At 42.8% G+C, this 19,798-nt stretch carries 21 protein-coding genes and 1 pseudogene; 9 read left to right on the top strand and 13 right to left on the bottom strand.

Features of this window, described 5'->3' with window-relative positions:
- Window positions 1–588: 588 nt before the first annotated feature.
- On the bottom strand, window positions 589–1,602 hold the full coding sequence (locus Q8W40_RS25565; RefSeq protein ID WP_305401292.1) for an AraC family transcriptional regulator: 1,014 nt from the start codon (window positions 1,600–1,602) through the stop codon (window positions 589–591).
- A 483-nt stretch (window positions 1,603–2,085) separates the two neighbouring features.
- On the opposite strand from Q8W40_RS25565, the gene Q8W40_RS25560 reads away from it, so the two are divergent.
- The 6 genes from Q8W40_RS25560 (at window position 2,086) to Q8W40_RS25535 (ending at window position 8,855) form a co-directional block, all read left to right on the top strand.
- Window positions 2,086–3,657: a phytoene desaturase family protein gene (locus Q8W40_RS25560; protein WP_305401290.1), complete on the top strand. Its 1,572-nt coding sequence runs from the start codon at window positions 2,086–2,088 to the stop codon at window positions 3,655–3,657.
- Window positions 3,658–3,744: 87 nt separating this feature from the next.
- Entirely contained in the window at window positions 3,745–5,277 is a 1,533-nt protein-coding gene (locus Q8W40_RS25555) for an ABC transporter substrate-binding protein (protein WP_305401289.1), read from the top strand.
- A 49-nt stretch (window positions 5,278–5,326) separates the two neighbouring features.
- Window positions 5,327–6,334 (top strand): ABC transporter permease, encoded by a 1,008-nt coding sequence (locus Q8W40_RS25550; protein ID WP_305401288.1) that lies wholly within the window; start codon window positions 5,327–5,329, stop codon window positions 6,332–6,334.
- On the top strand, window positions 6,327–7,178 hold the full coding sequence (locus Q8W40_RS25545) for an ABC transporter permease (protein WP_305401287.1): 852 nt from the start codon (window positions 6,327–6,329) through the stop codon (window positions 7,176–7,178). Before Q8W40_RS25550 ends, Q8W40_RS25545 begins: the two co-directional genes overlap by 8 nt.
- Window positions 7,175–8,050: an ABC transporter ATP-binding protein gene (locus tag Q8W40_RS25540; RefSeq protein WP_305401286.1), complete on the top strand. Its 876-nt coding sequence runs from the start codon at window positions 7,175–7,177 to the stop codon at window positions 8,048–8,050. The genes Q8W40_RS25545 and Q8W40_RS25540 overlap by 4 nt, the downstream gene beginning before the upstream one ends.
- Window positions 8,040–8,855, top strand: coding sequence for an ATP-binding cassette domain-containing protein (locus Q8W40_RS25535; RefSeq protein WP_305401284.1), 816 nt, complete (start codon window positions 8,040–8,042; stop codon window positions 8,853–8,855). Before Q8W40_RS25540 ends, Q8W40_RS25535 begins: the two co-directional genes overlap by 11 nt.
- A gap of 93 nt (window positions 8,856–8,948) precedes the next feature.
- Here the strand turns inward: Q8W40_RS25535 and Q8W40_RS25530 are convergent, their stop codons facing one another.
- The 3 genes from Q8W40_RS25530 to Q8W40_RS25520 form a co-directional block, all read right to left on the bottom strand.
- Entirely contained in the window at window positions 8,949–9,938 is a 990-nt protein-coding gene (locus Q8W40_RS25530; protein WP_305401282.1) for an alpha/beta hydrolase family protein, read from the bottom strand.
- An 83-nt stretch (window positions 9,939–10,021) separates the two neighbouring features.
- Window positions 10,022–10,804: an SAM-dependent methyltransferase gene (locus Q8W40_RS25525; protein WP_305401280.1), complete on the bottom strand. Its 783-nt coding sequence runs from the start codon at window positions 10,802–10,804 to the stop codon at window positions 10,022–10,024.
- Window positions 10,805–10,906: 102 nt separating this feature from the next.
- Window positions 10,907–11,257, bottom strand: a complete 351-nt coding sequence (locus Q8W40_RS25520; RefSeq protein ID WP_305401279.1) for a hypothetical protein — start codon at window positions 11,255–11,257, stop codon at window positions 10,907–10,909.
- A gap of 388 nt (window positions 11,258–11,645) precedes the next feature.
- Between Q8W40_RS25520 and Q8W40_RS25515 the strand changes: the two genes are divergently transcribed.
- The gene (locus Q8W40_RS25515; protein ID WP_305401278.1) at window positions 11,646–12,047 is read left to right on the top strand and encodes a YkgJ family cysteine cluster protein; all 402 of its coding nucleotides are present in this window, start codon (window positions 11,646–11,648) and stop codon (window positions 12,045–12,047) included.
- Window positions 12,048–12,142: 95 nt separating this feature from the next.
- Here Q8W40_RS25515 and Q8W40_RS25510 read toward each other — a convergent pair whose 3' ends face one another.
- Both Q8W40_RS25510 and Q8W40_RS25505 read right to left on the bottom strand, forming a co-directional pair.
- Complete coding sequence (locus tag Q8W40_RS25510) at window positions 12,143–12,640, bottom strand: GNAT family N-acetyltransferase (protein WP_305401277.1); 498 nt, start codon at window positions 12,638–12,640, stop codon at window positions 12,143–12,145.
- A 155-nt stretch (window positions 12,641–12,795) separates the two neighbouring features.
- A complete protein-coding gene (locus Q8W40_RS25505; RefSeq protein WP_305401276.1) occupies window positions 12,796–13,605 on the bottom strand; it encodes a sulfite exporter TauE/SafE family protein in 810 nt (269 codons plus the stop codon).
- 355 nt (window positions 13,606–13,960) lie between these two features.
- Here Q8W40_RS25505 and Q8W40_RS25500 point away from each other — a divergent pair, with 355 nt between their 5' ends.
- Window positions 13,961–14,938 (top strand): DUF1852 domain-containing protein, encoded by a 978-nt coding sequence (locus tag Q8W40_RS25500; protein ID WP_305401275.1) that lies wholly within the window; start codon window positions 13,961–13,963, stop codon window positions 14,936–14,938.
- A 28-nt stretch (window positions 14,939–14,966) separates the two neighbouring features.
- Entirely contained in the window at window positions 14,967–15,995 is a 1,029-nt protein-coding gene (locus Q8W40_RS25495) for a methionine synthase (protein WP_305401274.1), read from the top strand.
- A 317-nt stretch (window positions 15,996–16,312) separates the two neighbouring features.
- On the opposite strand, the gene Q8W40_RS25490 is transcribed toward Q8W40_RS25495, so the two are convergent.
- The 7 genes and pseudogenes from Q8W40_RS25490 to Q8W40_RS25460 form a co-directional block, all read right to left on the bottom strand.
- Complete coding sequence (locus tag Q8W40_RS25490; RefSeq protein WP_305401272.1) at window positions 16,313–16,861, bottom strand: hypothetical protein; 549 nt, start codon at window positions 16,859–16,861, stop codon at window positions 16,313–16,315.
- Between the two features lie 98 nt (window positions 16,862–16,959).
- Window positions 16,960–17,211, bottom strand: a complete 252-nt coding sequence (locus Q8W40_RS25485) for a hypothetical protein (RefSeq protein ID WP_305401270.1) — start codon at window positions 17,209–17,211, stop codon at window positions 16,960–16,962.
- A 125-nt stretch (window positions 17,212–17,336) separates the two neighbouring features.
- Window positions 17,337–17,726, bottom strand: coding sequence for a GFA family protein (locus Q8W40_RS25480; RefSeq protein WP_305401269.1), 390 nt, complete (start codon window positions 17,724–17,726; stop codon window positions 17,337–17,339).
- Window positions 17,727–17,840: 114 nt separating this feature from the next.
- Window positions 17,841–17,975, bottom strand: a pseudogene (locus tag Q8W40_RS25475) (GNAT family N-acetyltransferase); the annotation flags it as partial.
- A gap of 55 nt (window positions 17,976–18,030) precedes the next feature.
- Window positions 18,031–18,519, bottom strand: a complete 489-nt coding sequence (locus Q8W40_RS25470; protein WP_305401267.1) for a GNAT family N-acetyltransferase — start codon at window positions 18,517–18,519, stop codon at window positions 18,031–18,033.
- Window positions 18,520–18,685: 166 nt separating this feature from the next.
- A complete protein-coding gene (locus tag Q8W40_RS25465) occupies window positions 18,686–19,135 on the bottom strand; it encodes a GNAT family N-acetyltransferase (protein WP_305401265.1) in 450 nt (149 codons plus the stop codon).
- A 74-nt stretch (window positions 19,136–19,209) separates the two neighbouring features.
- Window positions 19,210–19,605, bottom strand: coding sequence for a hypothetical protein (locus Q8W40_RS25460; RefSeq protein ID WP_305401264.1), 396 nt, complete (start codon window positions 19,603–19,605; stop codon window positions 19,210–19,212).
- Window positions 19,606–19,798: the final 193 nt, after the last annotated feature.

The raw sequence follows: 19,798 nt of genomic DNA, 5'->3' as shown, positions 1-19,798 counted from the left end.
CCAAATGGTTTTAAATATTAGTTATTACCTAGCGATATTATTATCATCACACTATGACGTATTAATTCGACATTAATTTCACACTCTTATTTTTTATTTAAACAAAACTAACAACAAGTTTATTAATAATGATTTTTACATCTCGTTAACTATTAATAATATTTAGATTAATTTTCATAAGCAAAATTATAATATTTGATAATGGACCTAAAAAAACATATAACCCATCATTTTATTACTCACATTATGTGACTCAGAGCAGTTAATACCCATTAATAAATAGTGGCTAATGGTTAAATCTATTACTCCAATGAATAATTCAGCATTTAATATTTTGATTGAATATGTGAAATGAAACACTAATTAGTGAGAAAAGATGACGGTTTTTGCATATTTATGCTTAAACATAGATCACAAAAATTATTCATTAAACGGGAATCAAACTGTAAGTTAAACCAGGGATATGAATCAGACTTTATATGTTAGTGTGCATAGAGCATGAATATATTATAAATTTGAGTTTCACTCACAATATTATGGTACTTCCTCTCTTCAGGGATAAAGGATGCACAGTAATTGAGTGGAGGATTAACGTTTCCTAAACGTTTGGCTGGGGCTTTCACCAAAGCGAGCTTTGTATTCCGCACTGAACCTACCCATATGAGAAAACCCCCACCTCATCGCGACCGATGTTACGCTGGTGGCTTCACTGATCAGCAAATCATTCCTTACATGATCCAGCCTCAAATTTCTCAAGTATTGCATTGGCGTAGTCCCTACGAAATCTTTAAAGCCACTGTAGAGGCTGCGAATACTGATACCGCAAACTTGAGCGAGCAATTCGACGGAAATAGGCTCGTGGGCATGCGCTTCCATGTACTCTTGAGCCCGCTTAATGTGACGAGGTCGAATAGACGTGCGTTGAGTCACTTTCTCTTCACTTTGTGAATGTTTGTGGTTTAAAAACAAAGTGGTTGCAGTTAGTTGATTCAGTTGGCTGGTAATCAACTTATTTTCTCGAAGTGAGGGATCCGAGTTAGCGTAAAAATCGAGTAAATAGGAGAGTAAGCAATACCACGCGGGGCAATCTTGCCATCTAAACCCGACGTCAAATCGTATTGGGTCATCAATATCATGCCCCAAAATACCGATTGCAGTTCGCTCCATTAATGAGCGAGATATCCGGACCATAAATTGATCGTTGTCGTAATCCCAAACCATGTCGGTTTGAACTTCGGGGTTCAGCACGGAAGCCGTACTTTCTGTCGATTCAATTTTCTCCGAACCATTGGTCACACAAGCATGACCATGAATTGGGATTTGGATGCAGTAATAATCTTTTATCGTAGGGATATGGATGGACACACTAGACCCATACTTTAAGCGATACAGGGAGATATCACCCAATGGCATGTAATGCATACTGGCATCAAGCCTACCGTTATTATTAATAACATTAAGCTCGTGAGTTGTCATAACACGCCCGACACTTGCTTTGGCTTCATCTACGTTACTTGAGCTAAACAACAAATGGCTTGATTCGTCTAATCTCTGGCGAAATGAGCGAACGCTAAAACGAGGAGACTCAGTGGCATACTTCATCTTTGCTCTCCATCTTTTATTTGTGCCTACTCGGGAAATTCCTAAGCGCGTAATCTCATTCAAATACAAGCTTTACTCATACCAAATTGCGCTTTAGTAACTCTCTTAAAAGGCTGCTTCCATTGCATTGAGTCTTTCTGGCGGCGAGCTGTGCGTTACACCACGGCGTGACCCTTAACATAATATTAACATATTACTCAATACTGACTGTGCCTGTTATCCGTATTTTGCTCAAACTATCCATATAGTGCAGTTTTTGGCCATTCCCCCATTTCACTTTTACCACGGTGCCTTTTCAATTTTTGGACTTTTCTTCTCCGTCTTTACATGTTTAGGGCGTTACTAGGTGCATATTTCATATCCGCTTTTTGCCAAGCCTATCCTAGCCGTGCAATAACCCCCATTTTCTATATAGGCGTCGCATTGTCGCGGTTAGATCACTGGCTAATACTGAAACCACACAAGAAAGTTCAAGGATGGGCAATGAGTGAACCAAGGTCGGATGCAATCATAATTGGTAGCGGCGTAAACAGCTTAGTATGCGCTGTTTTGCTTCAATCAAAAGGCTGGACAGTCCACATCATAGAACAGTGTGAGACCGCTGGTGGGGCAGTAAAATCTGGCGAATACACGCTTGATGGCTTTCGGCACGACTGGGCAGCAATGAATCTTTCACTTTTCGCAGGCTCACCTTTTTTCCAACAATTTGGCGAACAGCTAAAAGAGCACGGCTTAAAACTCGTTGAAGCGCACCATTGTTTTTCGAGCGTATTTCCAGACGGTAACTGGCTAGGCATCAGCAAAGATTCAATAGAGAACGCCAAAAGAATCCGTGCCTATTCAGACAAAGACGAAGCGAGCTGGAACCACCTCACCGAGAAGTTCTCCGTACAAGCTCCGCTTATTGTTCCGTTTTTACAATCCCCTTTTAAGCTCGCCCCATTATCCAAACATATTTGGCAGCTTTACCGTAAAGAAGGCACCCAAGGAATGTCTGATCTTTTGCGCTTAATGGTCAGTTCGCCACGAGAATGGCTGGATACTCATTTCGAGTCGGAACACGTAAAAGCAACGCTCGCAGCTTGGGGGATGCATCTAGATTTCGCGCCAGACATTGCGGGCGGGGCTATTTTTCCTTTTCTTGAATCGTTTGCTAACCAAGCTTTTGGCATGGTGATAGGAAAAGGCGGCGCAGACACCATTACACGTGCCATGGTGAGCTTCATTGAATCGCAAGGTGGCACACTAGAATATGGCACGCGCGCTTCAAAGATCATCACATCTCAAGGCGAAGCCATTGGCATAGAAAAAGAAGACGGAAGCGTGCTCCTTGCGAACAAAGCCGTGATCGCCAATGTGTCCCCTTCAGGGCTTCAGCGTTTGGCTGCGAACGACAGCTCTCAAGAATCATTGAAATGCTACGATGCCTTTCAACACGCGCCAGGTACCATGATGATTCATGTCGCCATAGACAAACTCCCCAATTGGACGGCGTCCCAAACCTTAAAAGAATTCGCGTATGTACACATTGCTCCATCAATGGATCAAATGGCGCAAACCTATCAACAAGCCTTGGCTGGAGTATTACCAGAGCAACCAGTTATTGTTGTGGGGCAACCGACAGCGATTGACCCAAGCCGAGCACCTAGCGGAAAACATACGCTATGGATTCAGGTTCGGATGCTTCCTTCCAAAGTCCTTGTTGATTCAATTTCAAGCGAACCATCCAAAAGCTGGCATAAGTTAGCTGAACCCTACAGCCAGCATGTATTGGACATCATCGAACAATACGCTCCGGGATTTAAAGAAAGCATTATCTCTAAGCGCGTTGTATCCCCTGCCGATTTAGAAGCCGATAACCCCAATTTAGTCGGTGGCGATCAGCTGTGTGGCAGCCACCACCTCAATCAAAATTTTTGGTTCCGCCCTGTGTTTGGCAAAGCCGATGGCTCTACGCCGATATCCGGTCTTTACCACACCGGTGCCGCTGTTTGGCCTGGAGCCGGAACGGGCGCTGGTGCCGGATATCTGCTTGCCCAAAAGCTGACGACGTAACCAAAACCACTGAGCCCTAAAAAGAGTCAAATCAAAACCCGTGAAATAAACAAAAGCTCAGTCATTGAAAAACACTAGGAGTGTAAAATGAAAATATGGAAGTTGAGCAATAGGATAGCCGGTGCACTAATGATTGTGTGCCTTGCGCTTATCCAACCATTTTCCCTGCAAGCAAAACCCATCGACGAGTTGGTTATAGCCTCGAATGTGAACTTACCCAGCTGGGATCCTACAACAGGTCCCTCATCGGTAAACCCAACAATTCAAGGTATTTATCAATCGGTATTTGATCAGTTCATCGCGCAAAAAACGGATCTGAGCCAATCCCCTGGTTTGGTAACCAATTGGGGTTGGTTAGAGGGCAAAACCAAAATTTACCTCACTATTCGAAGTGATGTGAAATGGCATGACGGCACGCCATTGACGCCGGAGGACGTGGTTTGGTCCCTAGAGCGAGCAGGAAACGAAAGCAGCGGTAACCCCATCCAATTTATCTGGTCTACGCTTGGCAATTTTCAAGTTGAAGGAAACACCATCGTCGCAGATGTGGTTCGATTTGAGCCCACCATTTTCAAATGGATGAGTTTTCTCACTGGGTATGTACTGCCTAAACACTACATTGAAAAAGTCGGTCAAAAAGGATTTGAAGCCAATCCAATTGGTACCGGTCCCTACATGGTGGAAAAATTCGAGCGTAACGCTTACATCCGTTTAAAAGCCAACCCAAACTATTGGGGAGGCATGCCAGAATTTGAATACGTGACCATTAAGTTTGTCACCGATGCGTCTGCACGAGTGGCCGAAGTGGAATCTGGCAATGCTCACGTGACACTCGAAATCCCGTACGAAGAATACAACCGCTTAACACGTAAAGATCAGCTCAAAGGTGTCGCTTCCCCCGTTTCGGACATTGGGATGATTTTCTTCAATGATATTGACGCAATGAAGGATCCAAACGTTCGCAAAGCGGCAGTTCATGCGGTTAGCAAATCCGCCATTGTTGAACGACTGCTCAAAGGCTACGGTATTGCTATCGACACCTTACAAACATCACTCTACAGCGCCTACAACAAAGAAATAAAAACACCCTACGATCCTGAAAAAGCCATCGCTCTACTTGCAGAATCGGGCTATTCAAAATCCAACCCCGTGACGTTTACCATTCAAACGACTAAAGGGTTCAAGCCTAAAGATTACGAAATCATCCAAGCCATCGTGGGGTTGTGGCGCAAAGTGGGCATCAATGCAGAAATAGAAGTGTATGAAGTGGCGAAACATTACGAATTACGCGCTGCAGACAAACTCGCGCCTGCCGCTTTTTATAACTGGGGGAACTCGATTGGCGACCCAACAACCTCAACAGGATTTGCCATGTTTGGTCCTTCACCTCACTCGGTTTGGGATGGCGAAGATCTCACCGCGATGATAGGACCACTCTGGGGCGAGAAAGATGAAGCCAAACGAATTGAAGGCTGGAAACAAGTCGACAAGAAAATTGCTGAAGATGCGTTGGTTTTGCCACTTTTTCAATACGTACAGCCCATCGTACATGACCCCAGAGTCTCGGTAATACCCCATGCTTCTGGTGCATTACTTCCTCACTTAATGACGCGTAACTAAGATCGATTGATCGAATATGGAGAAGAGGCATTCGTGCCTCTAAAACCCTATGAATTTTCGAACACTACTACTAAAGCTTGGTGCCATACTCATTACCTTGCTCGGAGCAGCGATCATTGTATTTTTTGTCATACGTGTTGTGCCTGGCAACCCTATTGCAATGATGTTACCACCCGGAGCAAGCGAAGAAGACATTGCTCGACTAACTGCTATGTATGGCTTGGACAAATCCATACTTGAGCAATTTGTAATTTGGATTTCAGGCGTCACAAAAGGCGATTTTGGTACCTCCATCACTACTCGCCAGCCTGTGCTTGAATTGGTGCTCGGCAGGTTACCCGCAACGCTTGAACTGTCTGTTATGGCCTTGGTTTTCGCTGTTTTGCTTGGCGGTGCGTTGGCTCTATCGGGCACCTTATGGCGAGGCACCAAAGTTGAATCTACCATTGATGTTACGAATGGTGTCGCGCTCTCGGTGCCCGATTTCTTATGGGGTTTACTTTTGATTTTGCTCTTTGGTGTACTTTGGCCGCTATTCCATATTTCAGGGCGAATTACCCCTTCAATGGATGCCGACTTCTATACCTCATTCTTGTTGCTAGAAAGCATGGTGACATTACGTTGGGCTGAATTTTTCGATTTGCTCTCCCATATGTTTATGCCTGCTTTGGCGTTAGCCATTCCTCTTGCCGCCATCATTGCACAACTGCTCAAACAATCACTGAAAGAAACCATGCATCTCGACTACATCACTCTGGCTCGAACACGGGGCTACAGTGAAGCTTACGTCATCACTCGAGAAGCCTTACCCAATGCCCTACTACCAACTTTGGCGCTGGTGGGTGTGCAGTTTACTTTTCTCATTGGCGGAACCGTGATTGTAGAACGGCTTTTTTCATACGAAGGGCTCGGTAATCTCGCAATAGATGCAGTCATCAATCGGGATCTTCCCCTAATCCAAGGCATTGTCATTCTGTTTGCCTTGATATTCACACTGGTCAATTTTGTTGTGGATTTGACTTACTCGCTACTCAACCCGAGGTTACGACATGCTTGATGGACGAAGTAAAGTACCGCTTAAAGCGGGGTTAAGATTATGGCTGTCGAGTGGTTGGTTATTGCTTTTAGTATTAGCTGCATTGCTTGCCCCTTTTATTAGCCCGCACAATCCTTTGGAACAGGATCTATTTACCTCGCAACTTCCACCAGCGTGGTTACCGAATGGAGAACAAGGGTATTGGTTGGGTTCTGACTCGTTAGGGCGAGACGTCTTGTCCAGAATCATTTATGGCACCAGAGTCTCCCTCACTATTGCCATTACAGCCGGTGTTCTAACCTGTGTTATTGGTTCGCTTCTTGGGCTAATTGCCGGTTACTACCGAGGCTGGGCAGATGCCGTGATTTCACGAGCGACAGACATATGGATGTCGTTTCCACCTGTGTTATTTGCCATTTTACTGATTGCCGTCATCGGCACAGGCGTAGGCTCCGTCATTGTCGCCATAGTAGTGATTGACTGGACGCGTTTTACGCGTGTGGTGAGGGCAGAAACCTTGAATCAATGTTCGATGGATTACGTCTTGTCCGCTCGCGTCGCCGCAAGGCCGAAATTTAATACGCTAATAAAAGAAATCTTACCGAACCTTCTTCCCGCCATCAGCGTGCTTTTTACCTTGGAGATGGGTATCGCAGTAATTGTAGAAGCGATTCTCAGCTTCGTTAATTTGTCTTTGTCTTCCGATTTCCCAACATGGGGCGGCATGATTTCCGAAGGGCGATCGGCTATTCATCAAACTTGGTGGGTATTGGTGTTTCCTTTGATTGTGTTGTTTTTAACAGTATTGAGCTTTAGCCAACTCGGCGAAGGTTTAAAAGAAAGGTTTGATCCGGTACTACGATGAATACTTACTTAAAAATAGAGGGCTTGTGTGCGGTCCTATCAGATACATCTCCTGTTCTTCGGAACGTCTCATTTTCAGTAGAAGAAGGAAGAGTGCATGGTTTGGTCGGCGAAAGCGGCGCAGGGAAAAGCATGATTGGTCGCGCGATTTTCGGCACGCTGCCAAGAGCGGTGTCGGTGAATCAGGGCAACATCATACTGGATGGAAAGTCGCTGCAAGATTTTACCCCAAAAGCCCGAAGACAATGGATTGGGCAAAACACTGCCCTCATCCCTCAAGACCCATTAACCGCACTCAACCCTTCAAAGCGTATTGGCAGGCAAATAACGGGTCGATTAGTCGATATTCTTGGCTGGTCAAAACGAAACGCCCAAATGAGAGCTTTAGAGTTACTTGAAGAAGTTGGTATCCCTAATCCCGATAGAGTAATGAAAAGCTATCCGCATGAATTATCTGGCGGCATGAGACAACGTGTATTGATCGCCGCTGCCTTTGCGGCACAGCCCAAACTCATTGTTGCCGATGAACCCACGACAGCATTGGATGTGATGGTTCAAAAGCAAATATTGCGATTGATAAAAGAGATGCAAAGCCACCACAACACCACGATTTTGTTTGTAACGCATGATCTTGGCGTGGTCGCAAAAGTATGCCAATCGCTGTCGGTACTTTACGGTGGAAAAGTCCTCGAAAATTCTTTGGTTAAAGACTTCTTCGCTGACCCCACTCATCCATACTCTAAAGCGCTGCTCGATGCGACACCAAAATACACCAGCCCAGATCAGAGCTTAAAACCCGTTCCAGAGAGCGTTATTCAGTTAACAAAACTGGAAGTAATCAAAGGCAGTAAGGAAAGCCGCCATGCCTCATAATTTGTATGAAATTAGAGACTTAAGGGTCAGTTACCCTGATATGGCAAATAAACCATTATTTGGGTATGCCCCCCGAATCGACATCATAAAAGGCGTCAGTTTCGATGTTCGAGAAGGGGAAATTTTAGGTATTGTTGGCGGATCAGGTTCAGGAAAATCGACGCTCGGTCGCGCTATGCTACGCCTATTAAACAGCGACTCGGGCAGTATTCAATACGAAGGTGAAGACATCACGCACTGGTCCGAAATCGTGTTACGAACGTTGCGTCAGCAATTTCAAATGATCTTTCAAGATCCCATGTCGTCACTTAATCCGCGACACAAAGTCTCGACCATTATTGGGGGACCACTAAAGTTGCATGGTTTTGATCAGGTAGAAAAGCGAGTGGAAAATGCGTTAGAAATGGTTGGCTTACCTACCTCGTTCAAATTTCGATACCCCCATGAGCTTTCGGGTGGTCAACGGCAACGAGTTGGTATTGCGCGGGCAATCGCTTTGGAACCCAAATTTGTACTCGCGGATGAGATATTGTCGGGATTGGATGTATCCTCTCAAGCGCAAGTTCTGGCGTTGTTAGAAAGGTTGCGAGAAGAGCTCAATTTCACCATGGCGTTTGTTAGCCATGATTTGTCTGTTGTACGACGGTTATGTGACAGGACAATGGTGTTGAAGTATGGAGAAATCATGGAGCTTGCCGACAGCGCATCCTTGTTTTCCTCGCCTCAGACGAAGTACACAAAAGAATTATTGGATGCGATCCCTCTGCCTGAAATTGAACAAGGTTGGTTGGAAAAACGAGCGTAATATAGACTTTATCCACCAGAGGAAACAACGTTAGCTTGCTGAAAAAAACCACCTCAAATCATAAGTTAACGTTGTAGCCCCAAGTAAATGAAGTTACATGACTTTTTTTAAATAGTCGGCAAAGCGGCGACCAAGAGTCTGCTGGAATTCCTTTCGATCAAAGCCTTCGGGATCGTTTGCTATCGGACCCAGTTCGGATTTTAAATATTCTGGATACGTCGTTAAAAACGAATAGTGACCGGCATTAGGAACCTTTATGTAGGTTAACTTCCCTTTGCTCTCTATGCCCTGCTTGATCACATCAGCATTATGCGCCTCTGTTAATTCATCGTCTTTTTCTGGCACCAGCAACATGGTTGGAATATTCACGTTATTTAACGCCTTAGCCGAGATAAAGGGAGCGCCAACTGGCGCCATCAGTATTTGAGCTTTTATTCGTATATCCTGACCACTTACCACAACGTTTTGGGTTAGTTCATTGCTACGCACTGGCATGCAATAGGGATCGGAAATGGTCGGTGTATTTTCACACAACTCCACTAGGTCTTGGGTGCGAGCGATTGCCCCAGAAACCACAAGAGCCGTATACCCTCCAATAGAGTGCCCTAACACCGCGATTTTCTGAGCGTTTGTATGTTCAGCTAGGCTTGGGATAGACAAAATTTTATCAATGGTTTCCGATATATGCTTAGGTCGGTTGAGATAATTTTCAACTTTCCCTTGGTTGGAATTATCCAGATAATTGTTTTTGGGGTGCAGGGGCATTGCCACAATAAACCCGTTATTAACTAGAGACATAGCAATGTCTTTATAGGACAGGTTACTTCCTCCAGATCCATGTGACAAAACAGCAAGTGGGAAACGACCTTCTGCTATCTCTCCACCTATCGCAACATTCAGAGAAAAGGGACCAAAAGCCACGGATTTGGCTGGCGATGAGGTTGGATAAAAAACCGCAACTGGCAGCTTGTCAGTTGCGTCTTTTAAGACGACACTCATCTTGCGAAAACCAACATCATTCGCATACGAGAATGTCGATATGAATAGAAATAGAGCTATCACTAACCTGAAATAATGTCGCATTCCAATCCTTTTAAATGACGATTAACAGAGTGTGTATAAATTTGTGTCTATATAAAATTGAGCCTGTATAAAATCGAGTATAACTAAGGATTCACTTTCTTATAAATCACAACGTGAGAAAGGAACAGGTAAGAGTACCTTTCATTAACTCGAAGTTTATACTCCACCTCATCTTCCGATAACTTTTCCCACGCTTCACCGAAGTATTCATTGATGTCATTCACCGCTTCATTTTCATCTTTTAGATGTTTTTTGTTCCACTGATAAGTGCAAGACAATGCCAAAATGCCATCTAACTTAGTGGCATCCATTAACGCACTGACGATATTTTTCGGTGATTCGCATTGGTCCAATACGTTTAGGCAGACGCAAAGATCAAACTTGTCTTGCACTGTACCCGTTTCAAATGTCGATTCTATTAAGGTGAAGTCGATATGAGAACACGTACTGGCTATTGGTGCGGCATCAAATTGCAAGAAACCTCGCTCACCCAACCCTTTGATATAAGGGAATTCAGACGGTCCGCCATCGATAAGTAGATGTTTAAAGTTAGAAATAAACCGCTGCGAAGGTTCCACCGCCGTGACAGAGCGAATACTTGGAAGGCGTTGGGCAAGTTCGTAACAATTTCGCCCTAGCGCTACCCCTACTTCTAAAAACGTTTCAGGGGAATTATTTGCTTTTGAAACCGCATCAGCAATAAGCGCTGAAGTCTTTCTTGAGTGTTCTGAAAAAACAAATTTGTCAGGCACATTTTTGGAGCGGCTTTCAAGTGGCGTGGCTATTCCTAGTTCACGAAGCTTATCCAACCATTCGATTTCAAAATAGCCAGCTAACCACTTTTTTTCTAAATAAAAGTCATCCATAAATACCACTCCTTAGTATATACAAGTAACATCAAGGTGCGACGTTCTGAAGTACTCAAGAACAATGATGATGAAAAATTAATGACAGGAAGGGTCAGTGCGTTACAAACCAAATCCTACTTTTGGTTGTTTGCGTACCGATCGGACTCCCCAAGGTGATAAATCCGGTTTTGGCTGACCAACAAAATCCCCCAAACATATGTACCCTTTTGCCAAGTAACGATATAGGAAATCACCGCCATCCAACGCGCCAGTTTTATCATCACCCAGTGGTAGGCGAATGCGAGCGACACGAAGATCGGATGCGGTTTTAAATGCCGGATAGGCTGTTGAGTTTATTTTGTGGGAATCAAGATCGTTCAATAGTGCTTTATCTGACATTTTTGCCGTCGTTCGACTAAAAATCATGATGAGGCGTTTTTGTCGTTCAGACGACACGATGAGCATTTCCATTTACGTATTCCGTTTGAAACAAAAAAGTATATAGGAAGCACTTCTCCAAGACTATATATCATTGAAAATGTTTATGAAATAAACCACTTAGATTGAATGATTTGTTAATCAATGAGGTGAGAATTCAGGAAGTATGAATATTGCTACTACTTCCATGCCACCCACAGTTACTTAAAATGAGTACTAAAAAATACTTACACTCTATGAAATTACAGATTGCATAAGACGTAACATAAACCTATGCTTTCGCAATACGCACGTTGTCCATCGATTCAATCTGACGTTTCCAATCACAATAACACAAGCGGTCATAAAATTAGCCTTGATGGCACCATCTTGAGATCACTTGAACCCATGAAGATGCAACTATCAAACGAAATAGTGAACTATGAAAAATTGTAACCAGTGCGGTAAGTGCTGCATCAAATACGGTGATGGAGACTTAGCAGCAACTCAGGAAGAAATCGACCTATGGGAGCAGTTTAACCCTGAGATATTCGAATTCGTTAAAGGCAGCGAAATATGGTTCGATCCTAAGTCTGGCGAAAGGCTCAAACAATGCCCATTTCTCGAAATTGCCCCAAAGCGTATACCTCAAGAGCCAAACAGATACACATGCAGTATCTACTTGGACAGACCCGAAGATTGTCGTCATTACCCCAGTTTAATCAACGAAATGGTCCGAGATGAATGTGAAATGATAGAAAGTATTGACTTAGCCAACCCCAAAAAAGCACAAAGAGAGCTAGACATAATGATGCTTGATAGCCGACCTTCTAGCTTTTCATAGGCTGCCATCAACATATCAACCCCATTTAGTAGGTACGAAAAGAGCACCGCCAATTGAGATTGTTCGATTATGCTTCAATCTTAGGGATGACACGCTTACGAGTTCATTCCCTTTTCTAACCACATTGAGCTGATGTACTGACCTTTTTTCTTAGCATATTCATTGAAAACGCCAACTTCTCTGAACCCAAAACGTTTATGTAGCTCGATAGAAGCCTCATTGGGTAGGGCTATGGCGGAGAGCAACCTATGAACACCTTGCTCTTCAATCGCAGAAAACAACCGAGAATATAGCTTTGAACCAACGCCACGTCCTTTGGCGTCCGGTGCCAAATAAATCGTAACTTCTACGGTTTCGTCAAAGGCCGACATTGCTCTGTAGGGTTGTGAGCAGGCAAACCCCAAGACCTTGCCACTCTCCACCGCAACGTAAATTTGATGCTTAGAAGCACGAGAAAATTGGGAAAACCATTTTTGCCGATCTTCTACCGTGAAAAGAGTCTCTTCAAAACGAGCATCCGTGTGTTCAATATAGAAGTTGAAGATATCAGTAATACACGGAACATCAGAGGATTCCCCGAGTCGAATTTCCATAGCCACCTCCTGAATGTGCCCTGCCATCGACTTAGCCACCAAAATGAAGCATCAAATAAATACTATCTCTATCTGTATTTTCAGCCATTATTGAAGCATAAAAAACCCGCTCATGTTCAACAAAAAGCGGGTTAAGAAACTCAATGGTATTTTCTTTAATTCATGATCATTTTGACCGCCACTACGAACAATAATCCTGCAAAAATTTTCTTAATGGTAGAAACAGGTAAATGATGCGTCGCTTTCGCGCCTAAAGGTGCGGTAAACCAAGACGTACATACGATGCCGAACAACGCGGGTAAATACACAAATCCAGCAAAACCATCTTCTAAGGAAAAATGAACACTCCCTGAGCTGATATAACCTATTGAGCCAAATAACGCGATGACAATTCCGCAAGCCGATGCGCTGCCAATCGCTTTTTTCATGTCCAGCGAAAAGAACGTTAATAAAGGAACCAAAAGGGCCCCACCACCAATACCAATCATGGCAGACAATCCACCAGTAATCGTAGTTAGAATCGTTAACACGCTTTTCCCTGGCAATTGGCGATCGGAAGGTGCGCTATTTTTACTGCTTAAAAACATCTTCAAAGCAATTAGCGTTACACTCACTGCAAACACTAGGCGAACGATTTGTTCTGGCAGTAGCGATGCCATAAAGCCACTTATCAACGCACCAAAAGCTACGCCTGTCATTATCCAAGGTGCTAGGTCCCAAGGTACATTTCCGTTTTTATGGTGAGCAATGGCTGAAGAAGTTGAAGTAAATAAGATGGAGGCCAATGACGTTGCAATCGCAGTTACGACCACCTGATCAGGCGGTAAAACGTCAAATTGAAACAAAATAACACTCAGTATTGGCACAATCACCAACCCACCGCCAATGCCTAGCAAGCCAGCCAAAAATCCAACAACACTGCCTAGTAACGCGCAGCATACAATCAACAACACCAATTCACTCACTCAGTTTACCTCTAAAATATGATAAGGAACTATTTAACTGCAGGTATGCAGCCATTTCGCATAAGACCAATTAATATAACTGACACCTGTTAAAATTTACAAACACAATAGATCATGAATATTTCTCATGTTGTATTTGAAATAAATACAGTTTTATTAGTGAGCTGAAGCACGTATAAAACACTCTCAGCTCTAAATTATAGAAATATTACAGTTGATTTTTTCATAGAACTTTTGGGTATAAATAATAAAAACTATGAAGACGGCTCTTTCAATATAAAAAGAAAAATTAAACCCTAGAAAGAGTATGGAATAAATTCAGCGTTCACCTCAGGAAATAGGTTACTAGATCAACATGAATACAGATTTTACTTTTACTATAAATAGCATTTGTCTCGACGAAAACTATCACCCATCTAACAGCACGCGGATCACGACCAACTTTGCTAACTTAGCGAGAGGCGACAGCCGCCAAGAAAACTTGCGTAACGCATTAAAGATGATTGACAATAGTTTTAATGCCTTAGCGCATTGGGACAACCCAAAAGGGGATCGTTACTCTGTCGAGCTAGAAATCGTTTCTGTCGATATGGATATCGAAGGCAGTGGGCAAGCTTTCCCTTCCATTGAAGTATTAAAGACGTTTATTGTCGATCATAATACCAACGAACGTATTGAAGGTATTGTTGGAAATAACTTCTCCTCTTATGTCCGAGATTATGATTTTAGCGTATTGTTGCTTGACCATAATAAAGATCAGCCTCAATTTAGTATTCCTGGAGATTTTGGTGAACTGCACGGGAAGCTATTTAAATATTTCGTTAATTCGAATGTTTACAAAGAAAACTTTAAGAAGCTGCCTGTAATTTGCCTTAGCGTTTCTGATAATAAAACTTACCAACGTACTGAAAATCAGCATCCTGTTTTGGGCTTTGAATATCAGCCAAACGAGTCATCGTTGACTGAACAATACTTCCAAAAAATGGGATTACAGGTTCGCTACTTTATGCCGCCAAATAGTGTTGCACCTTTAGCATTTTATTTCTTTGGCGATTTACTTAACGATTACACCAATCTCGAGTTGATTAGCACAATCAGCACGATGGAAACATTCCAAAAGATTTACCGACCTGAAATATACAATGCAAATGCTGTTGCGGGGAATTGCTACAAGCCAAACCTAAAGAACCAAGATCACTCGCTGACTCAGATTGTTTACGACCGTGAAGAACGCAGTAAGTTGGCTATTGAGCAAGGCAAGTTTGCTGAAGAGCACTTCATCAAACCTTACCAGAACGTTCTAGAGCAATGGTCTGCGAATTACGCGCTTTAATTCAACACAAGATACAGCAGCATTTATTATGAAAAAATTATTACCTACTTCAACTTCTGGTAGCTTGCCAAAACCTTCTTGGCTCGCTCAACCTGAGAAACTATGGTCTCCTTGGAAACTGGAAGGTCAAGAACTGACTGATGGCAAGCACGATGCACTTCGCGTCTCTTTACAAGAGCAACAATTAGAAGGTATCGACATTGTCAGTGACGGCGAGCAAACACGCCAACATTTCGTGACCACTTTTATTGAACACTTGAGTGGTGTTGATTTCGAGAAACGCGAAACGGTTAAGATTCGCGATCGCTATGATGCAAGCGTCCCAACCGTTGTTGGTCCTGTTTCTCGCCAAAAACCGGTGTTTGTTGAAGACGCTAAGTTTTTGCGCCAACAAACGGATCAACCGATTAAGTGGGCACTTCCTGGTCCTATGACGATGATCGACACGCTTTATGATGCGCACTACAAAAGCCGTGAAAAGCTGGCTTGGGAATTTGCCAAGATCCTTAATCAAGAAGCGAAAGAACTTGCGGCTGCCGGCGTTGATATTATCCAGTTTGATGAACCAGCGTTTAACGTATTTTTCGACGAAGTGAACGATTGGGGTATCGCGACGTTAGAAAGAGCCATTGAAGGGCTAAAGTGTGAGACCGCTGTGCATATTTGCTACGGTTATGGCATTAAAGCTAATACAGATTGGAAAAAAACGTTGGGCACCGAGTGGAGACAATATGAAGAAGTCTTCCCTAAGCTGCAGAAATCGAATATCGATATTATCTCACTAGAGTGTCATAACTCTCGTGTACCCATTGACCTACTTGAACTCATTCGTGGGAAGAAAGTAATGGTAGGGGCTATTGATGTAGCGACCAACGAAATTGAAACACCTGATGAAGTCGCTGACACCTTAAGAAAAGCGCTAAAATTTGTTGATGCCGACAAGCTTTATCCGTGCACCAACTGTGGTATGGCACCCTTATCCCGTGAAATTGCGAGAGGCAAACTCAATGCCTTAAGTGCGGGTGCAGAGATTGTTCGAAAAGAACTCTCCGCTTAAAGCTGAAATTATCCTTTAAACCAGCCAAATCAATAAATGCTCAAAGCTCTTCATTGCTTTGAGCATTTTCGTTTAGAGAATAACTACGATTTACCTCTTTGAAGATTTGGCTCCATAGCAGAAAGGTGCGACTTGAGTTCATTAGCCCAATTATTTCTCACCACCTCATCAGTTAGGATTTTTTTAGACTCATACACTACGTCACTTTCATGGTTTAACCCCACTTGAACCATCCTACAAAATGGACAAGCGTAATTTTCTGGCTCATGGCTGTACACGATTATCGAATCTCCTGAATCAATAATGTTCAACGCTTTTTATCGAGTGACGGTTTCATTAGATTTCTCTTGATAAATGTACTTAATATCTTTTGTGAGGTGGAGAAGTAATTGACTTTTGACTTGCCCGTATTTATCCATTGAATCAAACTCGCCATACATGCTTTTCTCTAGCCGCTGGCAATCTAACAACTGAAGGTGTAACACGTGTGACCAGACACTTAAAAGATACGGATCATCATCTAACTCATCGCCATGCCACCCCCACCCCAGCCAAATGCTGTCGTTAAAATAGATACCATCAGAACAAAGAATAAGATTGTCACCGTTAAATACAGCCCACGAAATGTCTTCTTCTTCAGGTTTACGATCTGTATGCGACCACACATCATCATTCAAATCTGTTGGCGGACTCCAAGAGTGCGTTTTTACGTAGCTATTCAGCCTAAACTTCCGTAGCTTATCCTTCTCGTTTTTATTGAGTTGGCTATAGCGTGTAAACCGGAATGAACTTGGTAATTCAGTATCTAAGAGATTATCAATACTGCTATTCGTATCAATTTCTGGGCAATTGCAGGTAAGGATCAATTCAAAACCTTGGCTGTCCGTGAACGACTTCTGTTTTTCAACATCAGCTTCTTTGATCAGAATCTGTAATGGGTTGGCTTCCTTACCTCTATGACGTTTTAGTCGTCAAGTAAAATGGAGGTAATTTCTTGATCCCAGCCTGGAATCGAAAGGTAGAGGTGATCAAATTTCGGATGAATACCATTCTTGACCGCCGAGGCAACACCAAGGATTTTTCCTTCACTTTCTAGATATAGCGTTTCACCGTACGGGCTATTTGGTTCACACAGAGGAATTCTGTCTAACTCATATGAGTCTTGGAAAACATTCAGCCTTTCTCGGCTGCTTTCTTCAAATTGTATTGCGTTCAAATATATATCCTTTGGAAACCTTTGATACAGCAATCATCAATATGCAATAGATGGAATATTGCACAGCAACCAGAAAACTCACTGCGAAAAAATTCCAACTGTTGACTGTCTACTTAAAATCTTAATTAGGTGTCGCTTTTAATTTGAATTGACCACCACTTGGGTTTTCTTGATACATACGAATGAGACTTGGGACGTAATTCCTTTCGGTTGGGGGAATCAAAAGACCCAAGCACTAGAGCAACAACTGGGTCATCATCAACTGCTCCAAGCGTGCTTCCACAAACAACGCAGAAGCTCCTTGATGAATAATCCGATGATCTCCAAAGGCTGGGCTCGCCTCCAGGTCCATCCCATGTAACATTTTCTTTACTAAATTCAACCCATGCTTGAGTCAATGAACCTGAGTGGCGCTGGCAGAATTTACAAGAGCATGTGTGAGGGTTATTCGGAATGCCAATTGCAGTAAAACGAATGTTACCGCACAAACATCCACCTTTGTGTATTTTTGACATTTTCTAACTCCCAAGATAATTAATGTAAGCACTTGAAAACTATATAAACAGCAAATCCAATATAACCACATATGCCACGTGTAGAGCTTCTTTATTCAGCTTTTTTTAGCCACTTCATTGCTCTGTGAGCGATTTTGCGAGAAATGGTAAAGATGAATCAAGTGGATAATTTTCCAATATCATTTGGCATTCATATTCGTGTTTTTCATAAAAAGGTTTCGCCTGAAAACTCACCGTATCAACCAGATTTCAATTCTGCGAGCTAAACACTACACCAGCGTAAGCTGTCTGCTTAGGGCTTTTTTTATTGTTGCTGCGACGTAATTATGTTTTTAGACATGTCGTACCCTGTAGTCATAAACCCAATCTCCTCATATAACTTGAGGGCTCGCTTGTTATTGTAAGCAACTCGTAAGTTAATCCTTTCAATATCCAAGGCTTTGAGATGACACTCTAATTCCAAAATTGCCTGAGTTCCAAATCCTTTGCCTCTATGAAGATCCAATACATAGAAGTCATATAGATAAGTGGAACCGTCATCTGCATTAATTGAGTGCCACAGATACCCAATCACCGTTGGTTTACTGTCTACTGTAGCCTCAATACACAACAAGTCATGGTTAATGGTTTCCAGACCGTCTGGTAAACTCCGGCTTAAATCTTTTCGTGCCTTTTCGATGGCAAGGTTTATTGGAAGGCTGTAGCTTTCCGAAATATCCTTTCCGTAGTCATTGATGAATATTTCGCTGTAGTCTGAGTACTCTTCTTCTGACATTTTTCTTAGAGTAACCATATTAACCTCTAGATAATAGCTAAATGTACACGGGAATATAACACCCGCTTAGGTGGCAGCCAATGCACAAAACAAGTCGCCGCATGACACCTTAAACACTAAATTCACCGCAAATCAACAAAACCACGCGTTGGTTTGTAGTTTTAAGCTTTGACTATGGGTGTAGTCAACACCTTAAAACCATTGGCAGGTATCGGATTCCATTTTTGACTTGTTCACTATCAATCGGTTGAAAACCTAGACGTTTGTAGAAACCTACGGCATTAACTGATGCTTTCAATTCAATGCTTGATGCCCCACTACGTTTTTGCATTTCACGTATCAAGCCCGTTCCAACCCCTTTCCCCTGACTCGTTGAGCAAACGTATAACTGGGCTATATAATTGCTTCGCCTCCAAGCGATATAACCCACCAATACACTGTTGCTAACCGCTTTTACTGATGCATAGATATTAGCATTCGTAACTTGCTCAATATCCGCTTTACGAGCACATCGCATAGCTTTCTGACCCGTTGAATTCAGGCAAGGAATGACAAACTCTTCATTAACAGCCTCACCTAACGCTAAGATGGATTGGTGGTCACTTTGAGTTACAGGTTCATAGGAAATATCCATTTATCCTCCTAACGCTGGTGTACCTTACAAAATAGCCACGCGTTTCTTTGCGTCTATTTGAGCTATTGTTGTGTTTATTTTTCCAAGTATGCCTGAATTGTTATTGTATTAACGTGGCATACGTTTGACGAGACAGAAATATCTTCCACGCGCCAGTCAAGATAGCCTTCTTTAAATACTGAGACTTCATAAGTTCCTTCACGCTCATATGCGCCGAGTAAAGCTGTTGAATCGTCACAACCAGAGCCAGAAGGATTCTCTATTTCATCGAAAAATTCACCATCACGAATTACACTTGAAGCTCCACATGAAATATGGAGCCCTGTTTCTTTATCTATAACTTCAACCTTAATACCCGGCTCAACAGAGCCGCTACATGCTATAACTTCACCATCAGAAGTAGTTTTAAAACCACAACCTGATAAAAATATGCAGCTACATACCAATACCTTAAACAAAGTACTATTCATAATCTCCCTCAGTACATTGATGTATCCATCCCTAGAAATCCTAGAAATGCCGCCTCTAAAAAATCCCCCAAACACCTAACTCAAAGCCCAAAATACCATTCCACGGGCTTAAAGCGTTTGTATGGATAATCTTCCCTAAATTCGGGTAATGTGAGACCCAGGCTTTAGCGGCAACTAAAGCTTTCTATGGGGC

It is taken from the genome of Vibrio penaeicida, from assembly GCF_030689305.1.
Taxonomy (GTDB): Bacteria; Pseudomonadota; Gammaproteobacteria; order Enterobacterales; family Vibrionaceae; genus Vibrio; species Vibrio penaeicida_B.
Note: the sequence above shows the minus strand (reverse complement) of the source record. Positions and strands in the feature narration are given on the sequence as shown.